16 protein-coding genes and 1 pseudogene are annotated in these 19,978 nt (G+C 48.8%); 5 read left to right on the top strand and 12 right to left on the bottom strand.

Annotation, left to right across the window (positions count from 1 at the left end; genetic code table 11):
- Nucleotides 1–41: 41 nt before the first annotated feature.
- The 3 genes from BBG47_RS11535 (at nt 42) to BBG47_RS11525 (ending at nt 3,335) form a co-directional block, all read left to right on the top strand.
- Entirely contained in the window at nt 42–1,490 is a 1,449-nt protein-coding gene (locus BBG47_RS11535) for an MFS transporter (protein WP_083189238.1), read from the top strand.
- A gap of 24 nt (nt 1,491–1,514) precedes the next feature.
- Nucleotides 1,515–2,744, top strand: coding sequence for a macrolide family glycosyltransferase (locus BBG47_RS11530; RefSeq protein ID WP_065291840.1), 1,230 nt, complete (start codon nt 1,515–1,517; stop codon nt 2,742–2,744).
- Between the two features lie 165 nt (nt 2,745–2,909).
- Nucleotides 2,910–3,335 (top strand): MarR family winged helix-turn-helix transcriptional regulator, encoded by a 426-nt coding sequence (locus BBG47_RS11525; protein ID WP_028532002.1) that lies wholly within the window; start codon nt 2,910–2,912, stop codon nt 3,333–3,335.
- A 125-nt stretch (nt 3,336–3,460) separates the two neighbouring features.
- On the opposite strand, the gene wsfD is transcribed toward BBG47_RS11525, so the two are convergent.
- From wsfD to BBG47_RS11500, 5 genes are all read right to left on the bottom strand, one after another.
- Nucleotides 3,461–4,882, bottom strand: coding sequence for a glycan biosynthesis hexose transferase WsfD (wsfD, locus tag BBG47_RS11520; RefSeq protein WP_065291839.1), 1,422 nt, complete (start codon nt 4,880–4,882; stop codon nt 3,461–3,463).
- Between the two features lie 67 nt (nt 4,883–4,949).
- The gene (locus tag BBG47_RS11515; RefSeq protein WP_065291838.1) at nt 4,950–5,477 is read right to left on the bottom strand and encodes a GtrA family protein; all 528 of its coding nucleotides are present in this window, start codon (nt 5,475–5,477) and stop codon (nt 4,950–4,952) included.
- Nucleotides 5,474–6,490, bottom strand: a complete 1,017-nt coding sequence (locus BBG47_RS11510; RefSeq protein ID WP_065291837.1) for a glycosyltransferase family 2 protein — start codon at nt 6,488–6,490, stop codon at nt 5,474–5,476. The genes BBG47_RS11515 and BBG47_RS11510 overlap by 4 nt, the downstream gene beginning before the upstream one ends.
- A gap of 225 nt (nt 6,491–6,715) precedes the next feature.
- Nucleotides 6,716–7,813 (bottom strand): serine hydrolase domain-containing protein, encoded by a 1,098-nt coding sequence (locus BBG47_RS11505; protein ID WP_065291836.1) that lies wholly within the window; start codon nt 7,811–7,813, stop codon nt 6,716–6,718.
- 105 nt (nt 7,814–7,918) lie between these two features.
- Entirely contained in the window at nt 7,919–9,109 is a 1,191-nt protein-coding gene (locus BBG47_RS11500) for an anhydro-N-acetylmuramic acid kinase (protein ID WP_083189237.1), read from the bottom strand.
- Nucleotides 9,110–9,506: 397 nt separating this feature from the next.
- On the opposite strand from BBG47_RS11500, the gene BBG47_RS11495 reads away from it, so the two are divergent.
- Nucleotides 9,507–9,944, top strand: a complete 438-nt coding sequence (locus BBG47_RS11495) for a hypothetical protein (RefSeq protein ID WP_065291835.1) — start codon at nt 9,507–9,509, stop codon at nt 9,942–9,944.
- Nucleotides 9,945–10,022: 78 nt separating this feature from the next.
- On the opposite strand, the gene BBG47_RS11490 is transcribed toward BBG47_RS11495, so the two are convergent.
- The 6 genes from BBG47_RS11490 to BBG47_RS11465 all read right to left on the bottom strand — a co-directional run bounded on the left by BBG47_RS11490 (nt 10,023) and on the right by BBG47_RS11465 (nt 18,096).
- Complete coding sequence (locus BBG47_RS11490; RefSeq protein WP_065291834.1) at nt 10,023–11,210, bottom strand: trans-sulfuration enzyme family protein; 1,188 nt, start codon at nt 11,208–11,210, stop codon at nt 10,023–10,025.
- Between the two features lie 160 nt (nt 11,211–11,370).
- Entirely contained in the window at nt 11,371–12,045 is a 675-nt protein-coding gene (locus BBG47_RS11485; RefSeq protein WP_065291833.1) for a serine/threonine-protein kinase, read from the bottom strand.
- Nucleotides 12,046–12,313: 268 nt separating this feature from the next.
- Nucleotides 12,314–12,586: a transcriptional repressor gene (locus tag BBG47_RS11480; protein ID WP_065291832.1), complete on the bottom strand. Its 273-nt coding sequence runs from the start codon at nt 12,584–12,586 to the stop codon at nt 12,314–12,316.
- Nucleotides 12,587–12,636: 50 nt separating this feature from the next.
- Nucleotides 12,637–14,106 (bottom strand): catalase, encoded by a 1,470-nt coding sequence (locus BBG47_RS11475; RefSeq protein WP_065291831.1) that lies wholly within the window; start codon nt 14,104–14,106, stop codon nt 12,637–12,639.
- A gap of 389 nt (nt 14,107–14,495) precedes the next feature.
- Nucleotides 14,496–16,358 carry an ABC transporter ATP-binding protein gene (locus BBG47_RS11470; protein ID WP_083189235.1) on the bottom strand — a complete coding sequence of 621 codons (1,863 nt, stop codon included), beginning with the start codon at nt 16,356–16,358 and terminating at the stop codon, nt 14,496–14,498.
- A complete protein-coding gene (locus tag BBG47_RS11465; protein ID WP_065291875.1) occupies nt 16,351–18,096 on the bottom strand; it encodes an ABC transporter ATP-binding protein in 1,746 nt (581 codons plus the stop codon). The genes BBG47_RS11470 and BBG47_RS11465 overlap by 8 nt, the downstream gene beginning before the upstream one ends.
- Before the next feature lie 498 nt (nt 18,097–18,594).
- On the opposite strand from BBG47_RS11465, the pseudogene BBG47_RS28935 reads away from it, so the two are divergent.
- Nucleotides 18,595–18,759, top strand: a pseudogene (locus BBG47_RS28935) (PAS domain-containing protein); the annotation flags it as partial.
- A gap of 177 nt (nt 18,760–18,936) precedes the next feature.
- Here the strand turns inward: BBG47_RS28935 and BBG47_RS11460 are convergent.
- Nucleotides 18,937–19,785, bottom strand: coding sequence for an EcsC family protein (locus BBG47_RS11460; protein WP_065291830.1), 849 nt, complete (start codon nt 19,783–19,785; stop codon nt 18,937–18,939).
- Nucleotides 19,786–19,978: the final 193 nt, after the last annotated feature.

The following is a 19,978-nucleotide window of genomic DNA, read 5'->3' as shown; positions in this document are numbered from 1 at the left end:
ATACATAACGGTTATGTCTCTTTTTCACCCAATTAGTTGCTATGACTACTATTGTCAAGGCAATTATAACTTTTGAACGGAGGTGTGTTGGAATTCGTTCTGCAGACACCGGAATTTTTCAAGTTCCGTATCGGGCGTTGACAATCGGCATTATACTCATTTTATCTACTGTCGCCTTCGAGGGTCTCGCCATTACTACCATTGCTCCCACACTCGCACACAGTCTGCAAGGCATCCATTTGTACGGCTGGATCTTTAGTACCTTCTTATTATTTCAACTTATCGGTTCCATGGTTATCGGCAAACAAATTGATCGGCATGGCGTAATTGCATCCGTTCTCGTCTCTTTCTCTATCTTTGTCATTGGCATCATCATAGCTGCTCTCTCCTTCCATATGTATATGCTCATTGCAGGAAGAGCATTGCAGGGTTTTGGTGCTGGCTCCCTTGTCACCTGTGTTTATTACATTGTAACGGTTCGATACCCGGATTCGCTGCGCACCTCTATATTGGCAGCTTTCTCAGCCGCTTATGTTCTTCCTGCATTAATCGGACCTTATGTCGCAGGCCTCATTTCGATCTATTTATCGTGGCGATTCGTGTTTTGGCTCGTGCTCCCTCTTATCGTGCTCGCACTCTGTATGACACTGCCTTCTTTCCGGAGCATACAGAAATCAAGCAGTTCCGAGATCAGGGACGGGCGCAAAGAGTTATACGCAATACTGCTCGCTATCGGAACAGGATTGCTGCTGACCGGGTTAGGCCGAATTACGGATTGGTTAGGCGTAGTGCTCACCGGAATTGGGATTGCCATTATGGTACATCCGCTCCGTCGTCTGCTGCCTCAGGGAACATTCACGGTAACGCGTGGTCTCCCTGCCATAATCGTAACCCGAGCACTCTACATCGCCTGCTATTTCGCAACGGAGAGCTATGTCGTGCTCGGATTAACGAAGGTAAGAGGAATAACTGAGGATCTCGCGGGACTAATCGTAGCCGCTGGGGCATTAAGTTGGTCTGGTGCCGCATGGGTACAAGCTCGCCTTGACCGATGCGACCTAGGCAAAGGCCGGCAGAGGAGAATCCGAGTTGGCTTGTGCATCATGATTGTGGGTGTCTCTCTTGTGCTCACTTCTATTGCACTGTCAGGCGGCGGCGTAGCTCTCGCCTTGATCTCGCAGGTCATTACCGGATTTGGAGTCGGGCTAGCCACCCCAACAATTGGGGCAGTTGCTTTGCAGCTGGCTGAGGAAGGCAAGGAGGGCGAGGTATCCGCCACACTCCAATTCATCGATTCATTCAGCATAGCTGTAAGCATAGGGATAAGTGGGGCCCTTGTAGCTCTAAGTGAAAGCCTGCAATTGGGAATCTTCACGGGTGTCATGATGGCATTGGTTCTACAACTCTGCTTCGTTGTTCTCAGTTTCGTTACGTCTTTCCGCATTACGATGAAAGCCCACAGTATTGTACAGTCACATTCATCAATGTAGTATCCATTTTTGGAGGTGGACGATTTGGCACGTGCATTGGTTGTCATTACTCCTGCTGAAGGACATGTGAATCCATCGTTAGGTTTGGTTCAGCAGCTCGTAAAGTGTGGCGAGGAAGTCACTTATGTGTGCACCGAGGAATATCGCAAACGGATTGAAGCCACAGGTGCAAAGGTCATTACTTACACGTACGCTCGGGGATCATTTGCGGATGATCCGATATTGAAGCCGAAAATTTACAAGCATCCTTACCAATTTATTCATTTCATCCTGCGCGGCATGATTGAACCTATCATTCCAGAGGTTCTTGCTCTCACTGAGCAGGGCTCTTACGACTATTTGATTTATGATTACTTATTAGGCGGCTGGGGCGGACAAATGATTGCAGAGCGTCTTGGTATCCCTGCTGTATGCTCCATCACTTCGTTCGTATTCGTGAAACCGCTCGGAGCAGAACAACTGATGACCGAGCAGGAGGAGCAGGAAATTCAGGCAATCTATGATTCCTCGATGGAGATCGCAAGGCAATTAGCGGATCGCTATCAACTATCCGCCCCTGACATGTCTGATATTTTCAACGCATATGGAGAGCTGAAGGTCGTGCATCTCAGCCGTGATTTGCAGCCAAATGCAGAATTGCTGGACGACAGCTATGTGTTCACTGGCTCATCCATCGTACCGCGCATGGATGCCCCAACCTTTACATTGGATCGAAGCCAGCTTCCTCATGCACATACCGTCTATATCTCGCTAGGCAGCATTTTGAACAACAACATTGAATTTTACAAGCTATGCTTTGAGGCTTTTCGCAATGAAACCATTACATTCATTTTAGCCTGTGGCAAAGAGACAAATATGGAGCCGCTTGCTGACTTGATTCCAGACAATTTCATTATTAAACCCTACTTGCCGCAATTGGAAGTGCTGCAGCAAGTGGATGTCTTCATTACACATGCCGGCATGAACAGCACAAGTGAAGCCTTATACTACGATGTGCCGCTCGTCATGATCCCATTAACGTCCGATCAGCCTATGGTTGCAATGCAAGTGAAGAACCGGGGAGCTGGAGTTATCGTGGATCATCAAGGTCTCACGCCAGAAGTGCTTCGGAGCGCACTACTCGAAGTGCTGCATACCCCTTCCTATAAGCAGCAAGCCCATGCCATCGGCAAGTCTCTTCGCGAAGCAGGAGGATATGAACGGGCTGCCGAGATCGTCATGAGCGTTGTTGGGAAGGCAGCAGCACAGCCTTGAGGACACGGAAGTAACCCGGATTCGTCGCTCAATCGACAACTGTCCCGCTTCATTGACACGTTATTTGTCCTTACCTATAATGGTCATAACAACGATAGGGGTTGTTCAAAGCATGCGTATTTGAACAACTATAATAACGATGTGAATGAATCTGGGGGTCCGCATTTGGAATTAGAAAAGTATATCGGAGTCATTGTTCATCGGGCAGATTTGAAGCTTACGAATTATTATCAGAAGGTTGTAAATCCTTTCGACATCACTGTCGACCAATGGGAAATCTTAGTGGTGTTGTGGGAGCAGGAAGGAATCACACAGAAGGAACTCGCAGAGCGGCTGCATAAAGACCAGACGAATGTAGCTCGCATGCTGTTCAAGCTCGAGAAAAAAGGCTTTATCTATCGAGTAACGCATGAATCGGATCGCAGATCACTTCGTGTATACTTGACTGTCAAAGGCCGAGAAATCAAAGAAGACATACTTGCTCCATCCATTGAAGCTTACCAGAAAACGATTGAAGGATTAACAGAGGAAGAAGTGGAAACGTTCCGCAGAATCTTGTCCATTATGCATAACAATGTTAAGGATCTATAACAGATTAGGCAGTATAAAAATCCCCTCGGAGTTCCGTAGCTGCATCATCGATATCTTACGATGTGCAGCTGCGGCCCGAGGGGATTTCCAATATGCGCAGCTATATCATAGCTGTATTTCGCCCGCTATTCCAACTCCGGCGAACGGTCGAATATCCGGCGCACCTGTGACACGATCCAAATGACCGTAAATACGATCATAATATCGAAGCTCACATTGAACAGGAATAGATGCTTGCCCAAATCGGCTTCCCCATCGCCGACAAGTGGCACTGCGACGGAGATAATCGCTATTAAGGCTACGATGAGCGTGACATCCAGCATCTGACGCTTATATTTATTCCGAATATACTCCTTCAGCACGATGCCAATGTATAGTACAAAGAAGATGAAGAAAAAGGTAAAGTTCTTCGGAATTAGTTTCTTCTTGCCCTCACTCCAAGTACTGTAGGTATACGATAATGCACCGCGTGGCTCACCCAATTCCTTCTCATAGCTCCCTAGGTAATAAGGACGAATGAATGTCGCCTGCGAAGCGGCAGCCTCAAGTTTGTCAATGATCCGAACTGGATGACGCAAGTAGTAGCCAACAATGTCCATATGTCCAAGTCTGGAGTAAACATGTTCCGTAAGCTCAGGCGCATCCTGCTTAATCGGGACATCGGATTGAAAATAGTTCGTTCCAGCGAGAACCGCATATTTCTGAGGGATGCCTAGTGCATCCAAGTCCTCTGACACATGCGGAGAATCTTTTAAAATTCCGAAGAAGATCGTCTGATACAAATTGATTTGCTTCAGCTCTTTAGGCGCGAACACATAGATGAGCGCTGTTGTCGCGATCATGAAGGCTGCTCCCCCAGCTATCACCCGCTTCCAAGCTCGATCCGGCCGCTTTTTGTACAATCGAAGCCCATATAAAGCAAACACCAAGCCAACCGGCGCATTTTGAATCTTGGAGGCTGCCAATATAAACGCGCAGACAAACAATAGGACTAGCCAAGTGAGTGAAGGATGCTGCTGCCTTGCCAAAGTAACCGCAATCGCCGTGGACAACAATAGAAACAGCAGGGAAACCGACTCACCGAAAAAGGAATGAAAATAACCGACATATCCAATATCGAAAAACATGAACAGTACACAGAGCGCTGCTGTGATTTGCAGCCACCGCTTGCCTGCACAAGCGTAGCGGACAATGACAAACAATGTGCTTAATAGCAGCAATGAATATACGATGCCCATTGCCTGCATCGGGAAATAGGATGGATTGAGCACCCGTCCAATTAGCCCTGCAATGAAGACAAACAACACCTGCGAAGACGCATAATTGACAGCAAATGGACCGTAATCATATTTGGAATGACTAAATCCGAAATACTTGTCCTCATATGTAAACGTGTCATTAAGCGGCGATATCCCCCCGCTCCGCACGATACGATCAAAGTCTCCGTTATCTGCTACTCCGATATAAGGCGAAGTAAACAAAATGCATGTTAGAATGATAGCACCGATTAGAACGGAACCCCAAGATACCCAATCTTTTCGTTTCATGCCAAGAATCACTCTCCTAACTAAAAAGAATAGCACTTCCCCGAGATGGGGAAGCGCCTCATTTCATTTATTGGCGTTCAGCACTGCGGTAGTTGTCATAGTCCTCTCCGAGTTGTCCGTCGCTCGCTCGCGCCGCACGGGATGAAGGCTCAGATGCTGACGATGGTGCGGCGAAGGTAATCAGTCGATGAAGCACAAACGAAGTTACGGTGTAAGCGCCCGCTTCGCACAACACAATCAGCGATTGCTGCCATGATTGCGGCAGTGAGCTTAGCAGCCCCGTAACCAGCGCTGAGAATGCAGGATGAAGCAGCACGTAGGCTGCTGCATAACAGAGCAAGGAAATAACAAGGAACCGAATGAAGCTGCTGAGCTGCGCCCCCTCGTATTGGAACGTAAAGCGGCGATTGAGCACATAACTGCACAGCACCCCTATGGTGTTCCCGACAAATGTCGATGAGAAGTGATCCCATCCAGCAAGGTGCATCAGTGCATAAATAAGCCCAAGTCCAATGCATGTGTTAATCACGCCGACAACCGCATAGCGGCTGAACAATCCCAGCCAGCCCTTACTGGCCGCTTGCTCACGGCTCATCGGTTCACCTCTGCACGCTGGGCACCCGGCCAGGAAGGCTGCGCCTTATTCTGTACCACGTATGCGTCAGACAGCACCGTCTCCACAATATAGGGTGGTCTGCGTTTTACTTCATTATATATCTTCCCGATGTACTCTCCGATCACACCTAACGCCAGCAACTGAATGCTGCCGATGAACCATAGCGAGAACATCAATGAAGCCCAGCCGGACACGGTATGTCCAGTCAGCTTGGAAATAAGCGTGTAGCCTCCGGCAATAATACTCGCTCCCAGGCTGATGAAGCCAAGCATTGTAACAAGGCGCATAGGTTTGATGCTGAACGACGTAATGCCATCCCATGCAAATGACAGCATCTTGCGAAGCGGATACTTCGATTCACCTGCAACACGCTCCATACGGTCATAGGCAACTGTTGTGGAACGGAATCCGATCAGCGGTACGATTCCTCGCAAGAACAAGTTCACTTCATGGAATTCGCTCAAGTGCTCTACAGCCCTCCGGCTCATAAGGCGATAATCTGCATGGTTGTATACCAATGGGATACCCATCTTGCGCATCACTTTATAGAAGGATTCAGCACTCCAGCGCTTGAACCATGTATCTGTTGCTCGGCTGTTGCGAACACCGTATACGACCTCGTATCCCTCATGAAACTTGCGCACGAATTCTCGAATGGCTCCGGTATCGTCTTGAAGATCGGCGTCTAGCGACACAATGCAGTCCGCATGCTCCTTCGCGTACATAAGTCCGGCTAACAGCGCCTTCTGATGGCCGGCATTGCGAGCAAGCTTCAATCCGCAAATAACAGGGTGAGCGGCGCGGGCCTTCTCGATCTGCTGCCACGTTCCATCTCGGCTCCCATCATCTACAAGCAAGATACGGCTGTCGGCTGATACGAGCTGATCCCGTTCGAGTCCATTCAGCAATTCGATGAGTACAGGTGTCGTAATTGGCAAGGCCTCCTCCTCGTTATAACAAGGAATGACCATATAAAGAATCGGTAATGTCATCGTAGTACCCCTTTTACATTGAAAATACGACATATTTCCACATACAGCTGATTTCCATTATATCCTATATCATGAAATATGCATAACCAAAATGATAACTTGGCTCATCTATTATAGCGAAAGACAAAACCGCCTGCCGAACGCTCAAAGCGAACAACAGGCGGTTTTAGACGAAAATCGTGATAAAGGGACGTGAATTCTCCGTTTCATGCCGACAAATCAACTTTATTCTGTGATTGCTGCTAGGACGGCTTCATGAAATTGGCGTCGCAGTTCTGATATACTCTTATCCCGTCCATAATGCACGCGATTGGTAAGCAGCACCACTACGATATCCCTTTCAGGATCGATCCATATGCTTGTACCCGTAAAGCCTGTATGACCGAAGCTGGAGGCTGACCATCCTATTCCAGCAAAATCAGCGGTATCCCCTTGCAGCACCCAACCGAGTCCTCGCTTTGCATTGGGTATATTGGAAGTCTGACAACGGAGCGCCTCTTGAATGACGCGGTCAGACAGCAAATTGCCCTCCGCTCCATGCAGCTCAGCCTTGCTTACCCATAAGCGGGCATAACGCACTAGATCGCGCGCAGAAGCGAACAGCCCTGCGTTTCCGGCGACGCCGCCCAACGCAGCTGCATTCTCATCATGGACCCGTCCCCAGCAATGCTCCTCTAGCCGCGAATCATATTCCGTAGCCGCTATTCGTGAACGAGCCTCCTGCGGAGGATTGAAGCTGCTGTCCACCATGCCGAGCGGCTTCAGCAGCATGCGTTCCACCGCTGAAGCCAGTGACTCTCCGCATACGCGCTCTATAAGTCTACCGAGCACAATATAGCCGAGACAACTATACTGACAGCCTGCTCCCGGCGGATACTCTACTTCCATACGATCCAGATGGCGAGCAATCTCATCATGTGACCATCCATGTGAATACAAATCCCGATGAGGAGGCAGGCCTGAAGTATGTGCGAGCAACTGGCGAATCGTAATCGAATCTTTTCCATTGCCGCTGAACTCGGGCATGTGCATGGCCACAGGATCATCCAAGTTAAGCTTATCTGATTCAACAAGCATTAATAGTAACGGGAGTGTCACGACAATCTTCGTCAAGGAAGCACAATCGTATATGGTATCAATCGTGACTGGTATCCTGTGCTTATCTGTATCCACTGCATGGCCCCTAGCATACTCGAACGCATGACCACCGTACCAAATAAGCGAGACGGCCCCTGGAATATCTCCACTCGTTATTGCATCATCAATCAGCGCGCAAGCATCCTGAAACTGTGCGTTGTTCGCAGCAAGACGACCTTCCGGCATCGCCCAATCCCCCCACAGCATTGTGATGAATCTTAGAACGCAATCGTAAGTCCTATTACCGAGAAATTCTCATCTACTTCATAGCAATCATAGCTATGGATTGGATTATGGCATGGCCAGCTTGCCCATAATGGTTGGACGCACAGCTCCGGTAACACGAGGCAAATTATTCGGAACCCCGTATATAAAATCATTTGCAAGCAGGGCGAATGCGATCGCTTCCTTCGCATCTCCCGGCAATCCCATCTCATCAGAGGCTGTCACCTTCTGTTCCGGCAGCTCTTCCGCAAGCCAGCGCATCAGTGTTGCATTGCGTGCTCCCCCTCCGCTGACAATAACATCTCGTATGCGGTGTTGAGGAAATACAAACTGCCGATAGGCATCCGCAATCGTGCGGGCCGTCAATGCGGTGAATGTCGCAACGATATCCTCAGCCGACAGCCCCAGCATTCTGCCATGCTCGATCCAATGCAGCGCATAATCCGTACCGAACATCTCACGTCCAGTCGTCTTCACTGGCGGCTCGGCGTAGTATGGATGTGCAAGCAATTCATCCAGCAGCTCGGTATTCACCTGGCCGCGTGACGCCCATTCCCCATTGCGGTCATACCCATATGCCCCACCCGATAATTGATAGATGGCTTGATCGATCAGCATATTGCCGGGACCCGTATCGAAGGCGGTCACCGTACTCTGATCCCCGCCAGCAGGAAGAATCGTACAATTGCCAATTCCGCCAATGTTCTGCGCAATTCTGCCCACTTCCGAGTCTCGCAGCAACAGATAGTCCGCATACGGCGTTAATGGTGCTCCCTGTCCGCCAACTGCCATATCCGCCGGCCGATAATCTCCGATAACGGGGACACCCGTATGCTTGGCAATGATTGAGATATCCCCAATTTGTAGAGTGGAAGGAACCGCACATCGATCTGCCTTATCTACGACAGGCTGGTGCCAGATTGTCTGGCCGTGGGAGCTGATGAAATCGACGTCCTCCATCGAGATTCCAGCATTGCTTGCCGCCTCGCGCGCCGCCTGTGCCAGCATTTCCCCCATATAGGCATTCATGATACATATTTCTTCTGTACTCGTTCCGCCTCTTGTACACAATCTTTTCAGTCGCTCTCGAAGCTCATCATCATATTCCTTGCAATGAAAGGCGATCATATCTGCCCGAGACTCTACTCCCGCCCCCTGAATGGAAACGACTGCGGCGTCAATCCCGTCCAGTGAAGTACCTGACATTAGTCCGATGATAATATGTTCCGATTTTACAGCTAATGATCGTGTGCGCAACCTTTCTCCTCCTTAGAAACTCCAATTCTCTACATGATATGTAAACGTCTTCATGAATAATTGCTGCTGAATCCATTAAGCCCTATTTTTTGCGAGAACATGTCATTTTTGTCCTCTATTCTTATTATACGCTTCTGAAATTTTATTTCAATTTATGATATAATAATAGAATTATCATTCCACATGAATCTCATAGGGATGGGCTCACGCAGTCGAAAAGAGCCATGTTGAAGAGTAATTTCAACAATTATTAAAACATTCTGCTTCAGCTCGTACATTTCTCATGTAACCAATTGCTCCTCGTAACACAATTGACACATTGTATTTCTGATCCTGACAGATTATAATCTATCCAAATCAATCCAAGAGATTTTTATCACACTAAGGAGCTGATTGTATGAATTTCCCTTCTCTTCAGGAAATTGAGTCCCTTGAGAGAGACGAACAAATTGATGCCATAAAGAAGCTGCGTCTAAGCAATCGTATTCATGAGATGGCAGAAGGCTTCGGGTTCAAGAGCTCTTCGATGTATTACAATTGGTTGAAGAAGCTGCAAATTTATGAGGATCTGTGCGGAAAAAAAAGTGTGTTCAATCCGATTGTGCCTCGATCATCCAACGAGTCGCTGCTTGCAAACGCAAGCTATACGCTCCGAGATGAATCGGGCAGCTTCTCTCCGGCTTCTCACCAAGTTGTACTATCCCAAGAAGAGATGAAGTTCAAATATGACTTAGCAGCTTCAGGATCACAGGCCGCTGCCTTGCTGCGCAAGATTGCAGCCTACATCGAAGATGAGGAGAGCGAGTTTAGCATTACCCTCTGTATCGAAAAATAATGGCTGCAACGCAAAAAGAACTGGACGCGTCTATCTGCGCAGCCAGTTCTTTTGTGTTTATCCTATATACCTCTAATTCTACGATAATCCCAATTGTTCGAAGGAGCGGCGCATATCCTGAATGAGCAGTTCAGGATCTTCAAGTCCTGCGTACAGCCGTACGAGGACAAGCTCTTTTCCCTCTTGCCCTGCTAGTGGGCGAACAACTTGCACTAAGCTCTCATAGCCACCCCAGCTGACCCCGATTCGGAACATTTGCAGCCGATCCGCCCATGTCAGCACCTGCTCAAGCGGAAGCGCCATCTCGAAGGAGAACAAGCTCCCGTACCCGCTCATTTGCTGCTTCGCCAACTCATGCTGCGGATAAGTAGTCAGTCCGGGATGGTTCACTCGCGCAATGTACGGAAGCTCATCCAAATACGCAGCCACAGCAAGACCATTCTGCTGCAGCCGCTCCATACGCAGTGGGAGCGTGCGCAGTCCGCGCATCGCAAGACATGCTGTCTGCGGCGTCATGATTCCGCCGTATAACAGAAATTCTTGGCGTCCGATTTCTTGCAGCCGTTCATGTGAACCGATAATAACCCCAGCCATAATATCACTATGTCCGCCAATATATTTCGTCAAGGAATGAACCACCAAGTCAATACCGAGTTCCAGCGGATTCTGGAATATCGGAGTCGCCCACGTATTATCAATGATCGTTGTCGCTCCGATTCGCTTGGCGAGCTCCGCACATGCACGCAGATCCTGAAGTCGAATCGTCATGCTTGTCGGGCTCTCGAGATATAACATTGAAGTATTCGGCCGAACAGCGGCTTCTATACTCTCAATCGATTCCCCATTCACGAATGTCGTCTCAATCCCGAAGCGGTGCAGGTAATTGCCAAGCATTTCACGAGTTGGCCCATAGACATGATCCACACAGATGACGTGATCACCGGCCTTCACTGCTGACATAATGGCCGCAGAGATCGCCGCCATTCCTGAAGCGAAGCAGCGTGCTGCTTCCCCTCCCTCCAGCAGAGCCAACCGACGCTCTAATTCATTGACGCTCGGATTGTTGCCGCGCGAGTAGAGATGGTGCTCTAGCGGAGAATCCAGTGCCTCATAAAATTCCTTATGGCATGAAAAGGTAAACAGACTGTTCTGATACATCGGCATTGTAACTGCGCCGAAATGCCGTTCATCGTGACAATCATGCACGACTACTGTTTGCTTGTCCCACTTCTTGTCTGAAGACAGGCCTTGTCTCTCGGTTGACATGATCTTATCGTTCCCTTCGCGGCAATAATGACTATATTTATATTGCACCATACTGCGGCATGCCAGCCCTATCTGACACCGTGTATGGACATTGCTAAATATGAATCCCCTAGTACTATGACCTTCTACTGCCCATGTATTTTCCTTCCCGCTCGCATAGTCAGTTCTTATCGCAGCCCGTCGCAGCCGCGCGTCTACGGTAAATCTGGTAGCTTTTGCGAAGCAGCTCAAGCAGCCACTCCGGAACCGGCACTCCCCACTTCAAGCCTAGCGGTTTGTACAACAAGCGATATGCTCGCTTGAAGTCCCCCCACATGCGGTCAGGCTGCGGGATCAGAAAATCGGATACATCCACGACATACCCTTTGCCACAATCATTGGTGACATTTTTGCCATGGATGTCTCTTGGGGTCAACCCTCGTGCGGATGCATACTCCAGCGCTTCATCAATATCGTCCAATACCGATTGTGGTATCGATACCCCATGCCGGAGGCAGTGATACAGCGTTACCCCGGGTAGCCGCTTCAATATCAAATATCCTTGCCCGACGTAATAACATTCCGAATAGGCAGGATGCTTGCCCAGACGTCGATATACTTCCGCTTCGTCGTCCAAGCCCCTCCTACCTGCTGCATACACTTTTATCGCAACAGAGGCATATTGCTTATGGCTGAAGACGACTGCATAATTCCCTGCGCCAATAACCTCCCAATCCACCGGTATATTGGACACTTGAACGGGGTCGTCCCCATTCAGACTGCGAATGTCTGCTGCAGGCAGCAGAACAAGCTCAATCTGCTCTATTAGCGACTGAAGCTGCTCTGGATTAAGCATCAATACCCATTTCTCCTTCTAATCATTGACCATGTGGCAACCCAAGCGAAACGCATTTCTCCCCTTAATATACCATATCGCCGGTCTTCGAACGCTATCATCAGATGCCCCAGATCCAAAAAATGAGAGCCTCTTTTTGCAATCTAATTGGGAGCAGCCAAGGAATACATCAGGGTATGGTCACGCAAAAAAGGATAGGGACTCAGATATAATCTGAGCCTCTATCCTTCCTCATGTAAATGATGAGATCCATCAAGGATTCAAGTACTTATTTGGCAATGCATTCATACCGCTTCGAGGTGTGATCTTCATTCAGTTCACGCACGATACCGTTCTTAACAAAATATTTCAAGCTGCAATATACCGTAGAGAGTGAAATGCGCTTCGTGGTCGCACGCATTCCAAGATAAATTTCAATCGCGGTTGCGGGGGACTCGGCTTGATTAACGAACGATAAGACCGCTTCTCTCTGCTGTGTTAAATGTACGGGTTCTCGCTTACTGTCAGATTGTACGAATGAGATCATCGAATTGCGATTCATGGGGGTCCCTGCCTTTCTTATCGTTGTTTTCATCGTTACTTAAGAGCATGTTATGAGTTCATATGCTTCGTGTGCGCACTTACGTCAATCCCAAGGCCAGCCGCAATTCGGGCACCATAGCCCGCATCGGCACGGAAGAAGTTGCACAATGCGCGCATTTGAACCTCAGGTCTAACCTGCTTGAGGTCGTTCACCAAGTTCGCAATCAATCGCGATTGCTCCTCTGGGGTTAAGCTGCGATACTTATCGCCAGCCTGCCCGAAGTCATTCGTCTTGCTAATCGTACGCCGCATCGTCGTGCCGTCGAGGAGCATTTCGCTCTCTGCGAACTGCCCTCCTGCTTCAACATATGCGCCGGGATGGCTGTTCGGTTCATAGTTAATTGGAGACGGATCCTGATTCACATTCAGGGCTCCATCGCGCTGATGGTTCCGAACTTGGGCAAACGGGCAATTGACTGGTATTTGCAAATAGTTTGGCCCTAGACGGTGGCGCTGTGTATCCGGATACGAGAACAAGCGGCCTTGCAGCAGCTTATCTTCCGATGGCTCAATGCCAGGTACCAGTACGCTTGGCGAGAAGGCAGACTGTTCTACGCTCGCGAAGAAGTTCGCCGGGTTCTCGTTCAACGTCATCCGTCCTACCTTCATCATCGGCACTAGCTCTTCCGGCCATACCTTCGTAGGATCAAGCGGATCGAAATCAAAATCATCCCCTTGAGATGGCTCCATCATTTGCACATACAAGTCCCATTCTGGGAAGTCTTCTGCTTCGATCGATTCATATAGGTCACGAGTAGCGTGGTTGAAATCCTTCGCTTGAATATGCTCCGCTTCTTCTGCAGTCAGGCTGCGCACACCTTGAAGTGATTTCCATGTATATTTCACATAAACAACCTTGCCTTCATCATTCACCCATTTGAAGGCGTGTACGCTAAATCCGTCCATTTCTCGATAATTCGCCGGGATACCCAGGTCTGAGAATAACCATGTCAACATATTGGTCGATTCAGGAGACAGCGACATGAAGTCCCAGTAATGATCTGGTGTTTGGATATTCGTATGTGGAGCCGGCTTCAGCGAGTGCACCATATCCGGGAACTTAATCGCATCCCGAATAAAGAACACAGGCAGGTTATTGCCTACTAAGTCATAATTGCCTTCGGTTGTATAGAACTTCACAGCGAATCCGCGTGGATCGCGAAGCGTCTCAGGAGATGTCCCTCCATGGATGACCGTAGAGAAACGCACGAATACCTTCGTCTCAATGGAAGGATCCTGCAAGAAGGCTGCCTTTGTATATTTAGACATGCTTTGATACGGACGAAACACACCGAACGCCCCCGCACCGCGAGCATGGACGACACGCTCAGGAATACGTTCTCGATCGAAATGCGCAAGCTTCTCAATGAGATGGTAATCCTCCAACAACACTGGACCGCGCTGTCCAGCTGTTTTCGAGTTTTGATTATCAGCTACTGGGGCGCCTTGATTCGTTGTCAATTTCGTCGGGTTACTCAATAATATCGCCTCCGCATGTTTTTATTTTATGTTTTAAATAATAATAATTATTATTAAGTGTGTTATTAATTTAGCACACTGAGATACATTTATCAATAATAATTATAATCTAATATTTAATTTAGATAAAATAACAGAGTAATTGTGAGTACCGGCACATGATATGCGGCCAAGGATTGAATAGTGAATGAGAGGATAATACTGACGCTGGATATCGCGAGAGAACTGACACTTGGTGATAGAAGCCATCCTGTGCTGCTTCTTTGGCGGAAATTAGAATAAAGTCGCGGGTGCTAGAACTAGTGGATAAGCTGAAATGAAAATACACCTTACCTCCCATTCTAGCTCTGCACTGCTATTAGGAGATAAGATGCATTGTAGTAAGCAGATTATTGTTGCTCGGCTGTTCTTGGGTACGAACGCGAATGATGGATCAGCTCTGCATAATATCCATTCTGTGCAATAAGGGACTCGTTCGTCCCTTCCTCTGCAACGCGGCCATGCCGCATGACGATAATGCGATCAGCATGCTGAATGGTCGATAAACGGTGAGCAATCACGAGCGTCGTTCTACCCTCTGAGACCACTTCAAGCGCTTGCTGGATGAGCTGTTCGGTATGAGAATCCAAATGTGCCGTCGCCTCATCCAAGATGAGAATGCGGGGCTGGAACACGAGAATCCGAGCGAAAGAAATCAGCTGCCGCTCTCCCGCCGATAGACCGCTCCCGCGATCAGACAGCCTTGTATCATAGCCATGCTTCAAGCGCTTGATCATACCGTGCGCCCCAACCGCCTTGCAGGCCCAGATCACTTCTTCCCGCGATACGGTATCCTGGAATAGGCGAACATTATCAAGAATGGATCCCGAGTACAGAAATGGATCCTGCTGCACTAGTCCGACAATCTGATGCAGCGTATGCTGCGGCAGTCGGCGGATATCAACCCCATCAATCTCAACACTTCCCCGCTTGACGTCATAGAAGCGCGCGAGCAGGTTCACAAGTGAGCTCTTGCCAGCTCCCGTCGTGCCTACGATGCCTATGAACTCACCTGGCTTGATGTGCAAATCCAGATCATGCAGCACGTCGCGATCATCAACATAAGCGAAGCGAATATGATTGAAGTCGACTTGGCCCTGCACTTCAGAGGCAACTACATTATGCTCCTGCTCTGGCTTCGGATCCTGTACTTCAGGTTGAATGCGGAAGATGCGCCACAAGCGATCCATGGATACGATTGTGGATTGGAGTGTATTCCACTGCTGGGTAATATGGTTGATTGGCTGGAAAAACTGACGAATGTAATTGATGAATGCATACAGAACCCCGAACGCCAATGACGTATCCAATACAGCCATGCCGCCAAGCCACACGATGAATGCGACTGACACATTGCCGAGCACATCGAACGAGCGGTTGAACATGATGCTCGTGCGCACCTCACGCAGATTCTCTTGCAAATACTTCCGATTCTGCGCCGTGAAGCGCTCTGTCTGCTCCTTCTCCTGATGGAACGCCTGGATGAGGCCCATACCCGACAGATTCTCCGCCAAAAATCCGATAAGCCTTGACAGCTCACCCCGTGCGCGCTGATAAGCAGATCGCAGCGCCTTCCGGAAAGCGACCGCAATCGCAAAAATAATTGGGAACAAGATAAGGCAGAACATCGCAAGCCTCGCATCGAGCGAAAACATAAACGCCACGACCAAGAGAAGCGACATGCCGTCCCTTACTACGCTTAACAGCACTTGAGTAAAGAACTGGTTGATCGTCTCGGTGTCACTGGACACATTCGTTACGAGGCTGCCCATTGAATGGCGATCGAAGAATGACATCGATTGCTTCGTTATATGTCTGAACAGATCCTTCCGCAACTGGCCGACAATGCCCTGCCCCACCTTCTGAAGCAGGTTCGCCTGAATATAGGTGAACAGCAAGCTAAGCAGTGCGAGAAGCAAATAGCTGCCGCCAAGCAGAAATAATGTGTCCACGCCGTGCTTCCCGGCCAAGACATGATCGTCAATCGCGATCTTCACGAGATAAGGCTGCAGCAAATCCGCTCCAATTGCAAGGAATGTACATAAAAATATGGCGAGAAACGTCAAGCGATACGGCTTCGCATAAGCGAACATAGCGCGAAACGATTGCCTGCGCTCCTCGGGAGAAGCCCCTGCCATGCGTGAGCCTATCTCCTTGGACTGTGCAGGATGATGATTGTTCCTGCCCTTCACGTTCGCTGTCGGTTCAGGCATTTCTCTTCCCCTCCTCTTGAATCGTATTGAGCGAGGCATAATAGCCGCCTGATTGGATCAGTTCTTCATGTGTTCCACGTTCCACAATGCTCCCATGATCAAGGACAATAATTTCATCAGCGTGGCGTACAGCGCTTATCCGGTGTGCGATAATGATGTTCGTCTTGCCCTTTCGAACTTCCCGGAGATTGTTCAATATCGTCGTCTCTGTTACAACATCAACCGCACTTACACTATCATCCAAAATGAGAATGGGCGCGTTCTTAATCATTCCCCGTGCCAAGCTCGTTCGTTGACGCTGGCCGCCGGACAAGGTAAGGCCGCGCTCTCCCAGCTTCGTAAAGAACTGATCAGGAAATCCCATAATATTGTCCCATACGTCCGCTTGCTTCGCCGCCTCCTCAACCGCTTTGTCTGCAGCATTTCGGTTATAGAATGCAATATTATCTCGAATAGTCGTACTGAATAGGAATCCATCCTGCGGCACATACCCAATTTGGGTACGCAGGCTCTCTAGCGTAACTTCACAGATGTCTTGGCCTCCGATCCGAATTGTCCCCTTCGGAGGATCGTAGACGCGAAGCAGCAGCTTCACTAGTGTCGACTTGCCGCTGCCCGTCTTGCCAACAATGCCGAGCGTCTTGCCTGCTGATATCTGAATATTCACATCAGCTAATGATTCTCTACTTTCCTCTGGATAGGCAAATGTCAGGTTCCTGATCTCGATCACAGCATCGTCCGCCGAGATTGGCTGAGCACCCGCATATTCACGGATGTCCGGCTCTTCATTCAACAGCCGGTTCAAGCGATCAAGAGAAGCTCGTGAGCGGAGCATCACATTGATGACATTGCCGATTTGCTGCAGGGGTGTCATAATCATGCGCAAATACAGGGTTAACATAACGAAGCTTCCAAGGGATAATTGTCCCTGCATCGACAGCACACCCCCATACGTTATTGCGATAACGAGGGAAAGTGAGCCAGCAAACGGAATGAGCGCTTGGAAGAGAGATGTCATCCGCACAAGTCCTAATTGATTGCTGCAAATCTGATCCACTGTTGCGCCGAAGCGTTCTTCTGCCACATGCTCAACTGCGAATGTCTTCGTCACCTTCATGCCACCGAATTGCTCTTCTGCGGACTCCGTCATCGCCGCAAGGGAATCCTGCACCGCACGAGAACGAGTCCGAATGCGCGAGCCGAAATAAATGACAAACAGCGGAATCGTAAGCAGTGGAAGCACGCACACGAATACCAAATATAGCGGAATGCCACTTACCCCCATCATAATGATGACCGACAGGAGCAGGATCGTCGCATTCGTCGTCTGGTTCACTCCGTTGGCAATCGTTTCTCGAACCGAGGTAACATCATTCATGAAATAGCTGAGCAGCTTGCCTACACCGTGATTCGAATAATAGTGCTCACTTAATCTTGTAAATTGAGCAAACAGCTTCTGTCTAGTGTTGAATTCAAACTTACGCCCTAGACGATGATTCAGATATTGTCCAATTCCAAACAAAGAGCCATATCCGATAGCAACTCCAAGCAGCCATAAGCTGTAATGAATCACGGACTCCTTCGTCAGCCCCCGCATCTGCAGTTCATCAGTGAATCGCCCTAGCAAGGTGGGGAATACGGAGTAAATGATATTGGCTAACGCCATGCAGCCTACAGCTGTCACATAGAGCGGCAGATGAGCACGGACATGACTAAACAGCAATGTCTTTCCCTTCATGAATAGCATCACATCCTGTCTCATATTCGTTTAACCAGCACCGTACACTGGGCCATGTCGGCATCGACTGACTCTTCATCAGCCGCATGCGGGCCCGCCTGTCTACGGCACTCCTGTACCTTCATATGCACTTCATTTCTACATCGCACTGTGTATATCCATACATAAATAGTAATTGAAATAGTTGCCATTAACAAACCATATTTTCACATACATAACACCCAAGCTTCCTCACTGCTCTTTACAACACGGGAACACACCTCTCCCCCTACAAATGAAGTGCCTAGCCAGCACAAATAAGCCGTACTGTTCCAAGATTGGGTACGGAAAAGCAATTCGTTCAAAGAAATGCGTCAGAAATTATGCAAAGCAAAATGTGATCTCAATCAAATCGTCCCGTATTGTTCTTTGCTATCATCTAAGCATGCATTGAATTATTGATAATGAATCTCAATGACAAAGGAGACTTACGATGAGCGAACTTATTAATAATCGCGAAAAAAAGATGTCGAGGATTTCTGGATCCCGTTCAAGGATAAGTTCGTCTATATTCGCTATTTCGCTGTTCGGGACGAGTCGGGGAAATATATGGGGACGTTAGAATTTACGCAAAATGTAAGCGAGATTCGAGCACTAGAGGGACAGAAGCGCATCATGTCCTAGAGCGTCTCCTGATCTCATCATCGGCCTCTCTGGTACGCGGCCTGCTTTATGTGAATTGTGCCGTACGCCGATGCCGCTGGGCCGAATTCATTACACTAACCACTGCCCCTTTGAGCCGCTTGCCATAGGATCAAGGATCGGCTCGAAGGGGCAGCAAGCAATATCTGCAACTAGCGCTTAGCAGCAGTCATCCAGCACATTGAGACGTTCCAGCACTGCCCGCTTGCGGTATAGCATCTGCGCTGTCTCTGCCATCTCATGAATCATAGAACGGTTCATGAACGAACCGAATATCATGCCGATAACCGGCACGGATTGGAACAGCTTTTTCCAGCCAAAATTATCGGTAAAGGACACCATCGTCTCCCGCCATCCCTGTACTTCAGACACCGAGTCTCGAAGTCTATTCGGGTTGTCGTAGTCGCCAATGTCTTGCAGTACCGCCTGCTTGCCTACAATGTCGGACATCGTAAACTGCATACACTTCACAATAAAGAGCCGCTCTCTGGGATCATCCGGATCGAAGCCGTAGCAGATCGCCGTCTCCTGCAGCACCTTAAGTGCGATCCCAAGAACCGCAGGTATATCCACCGCTAACGTAAATATGCCGCCAAATCCCGTCGTTGCCCCTTGAGCAAATGCTACCTTCTTATTGGATTCCCGCACCGAATCCGCAACTGTGTTGCTCAGAGCTAAAGGCATCTGCTTCACAGCCAGCAGATCCAGTGGATTCCCCTGCGCAGTAGAGGCCGCCAGGGAAACAGGATCTTCTTCTGCCCACTTTGCACGAAGCTTTTGTAATATGCTTTTCTTCTGGACGAGGTAGCTTCCTCCTGTATGGAGATAGCCTCCCAACTCATCTAGCAATTCAGCAATCTTATTCTGTATCCCCTTGGGAGTGAAGCGATCCAGCAGCGCGAATGGCAGCCGTCCTATCTTCTCGAATATGGATAAGTCCTTCTGCTCTCGTTCCCATTCCTCTATCGCTTGCAGCATCTGTTGAAGCTCGTCTCTCGATTCTCCCATTCCTCTTGATCTCTCCGTCTCCGCATTAGATTAAACCATGTATTTCTATACCAATACGGAATGGCTTCATGTAGGTTGCGTCCCTTTTCCCGGATTGAGATCCCGTTCCTTGATAGCTCTAAGAGAGCGACGAGGTAGAAACGAAATGAGCATAGCGAGATGTGACTTCTTTAGACAGACTTCTTTAGACAGA

The organism is Paenibacillus sp. KS1 (assembly GCF_001680695.1).
GTDB classification, from domain to species: Bacteria; Bacillota; Bacilli; order Paenibacillales; family Paenibacillaceae; genus Paenibacillus_B; species Paenibacillus_B suaedae.
Note: the sequence above shows the minus strand (reverse complement) of the source record. Positions and strands in the feature narration are given on the sequence as shown.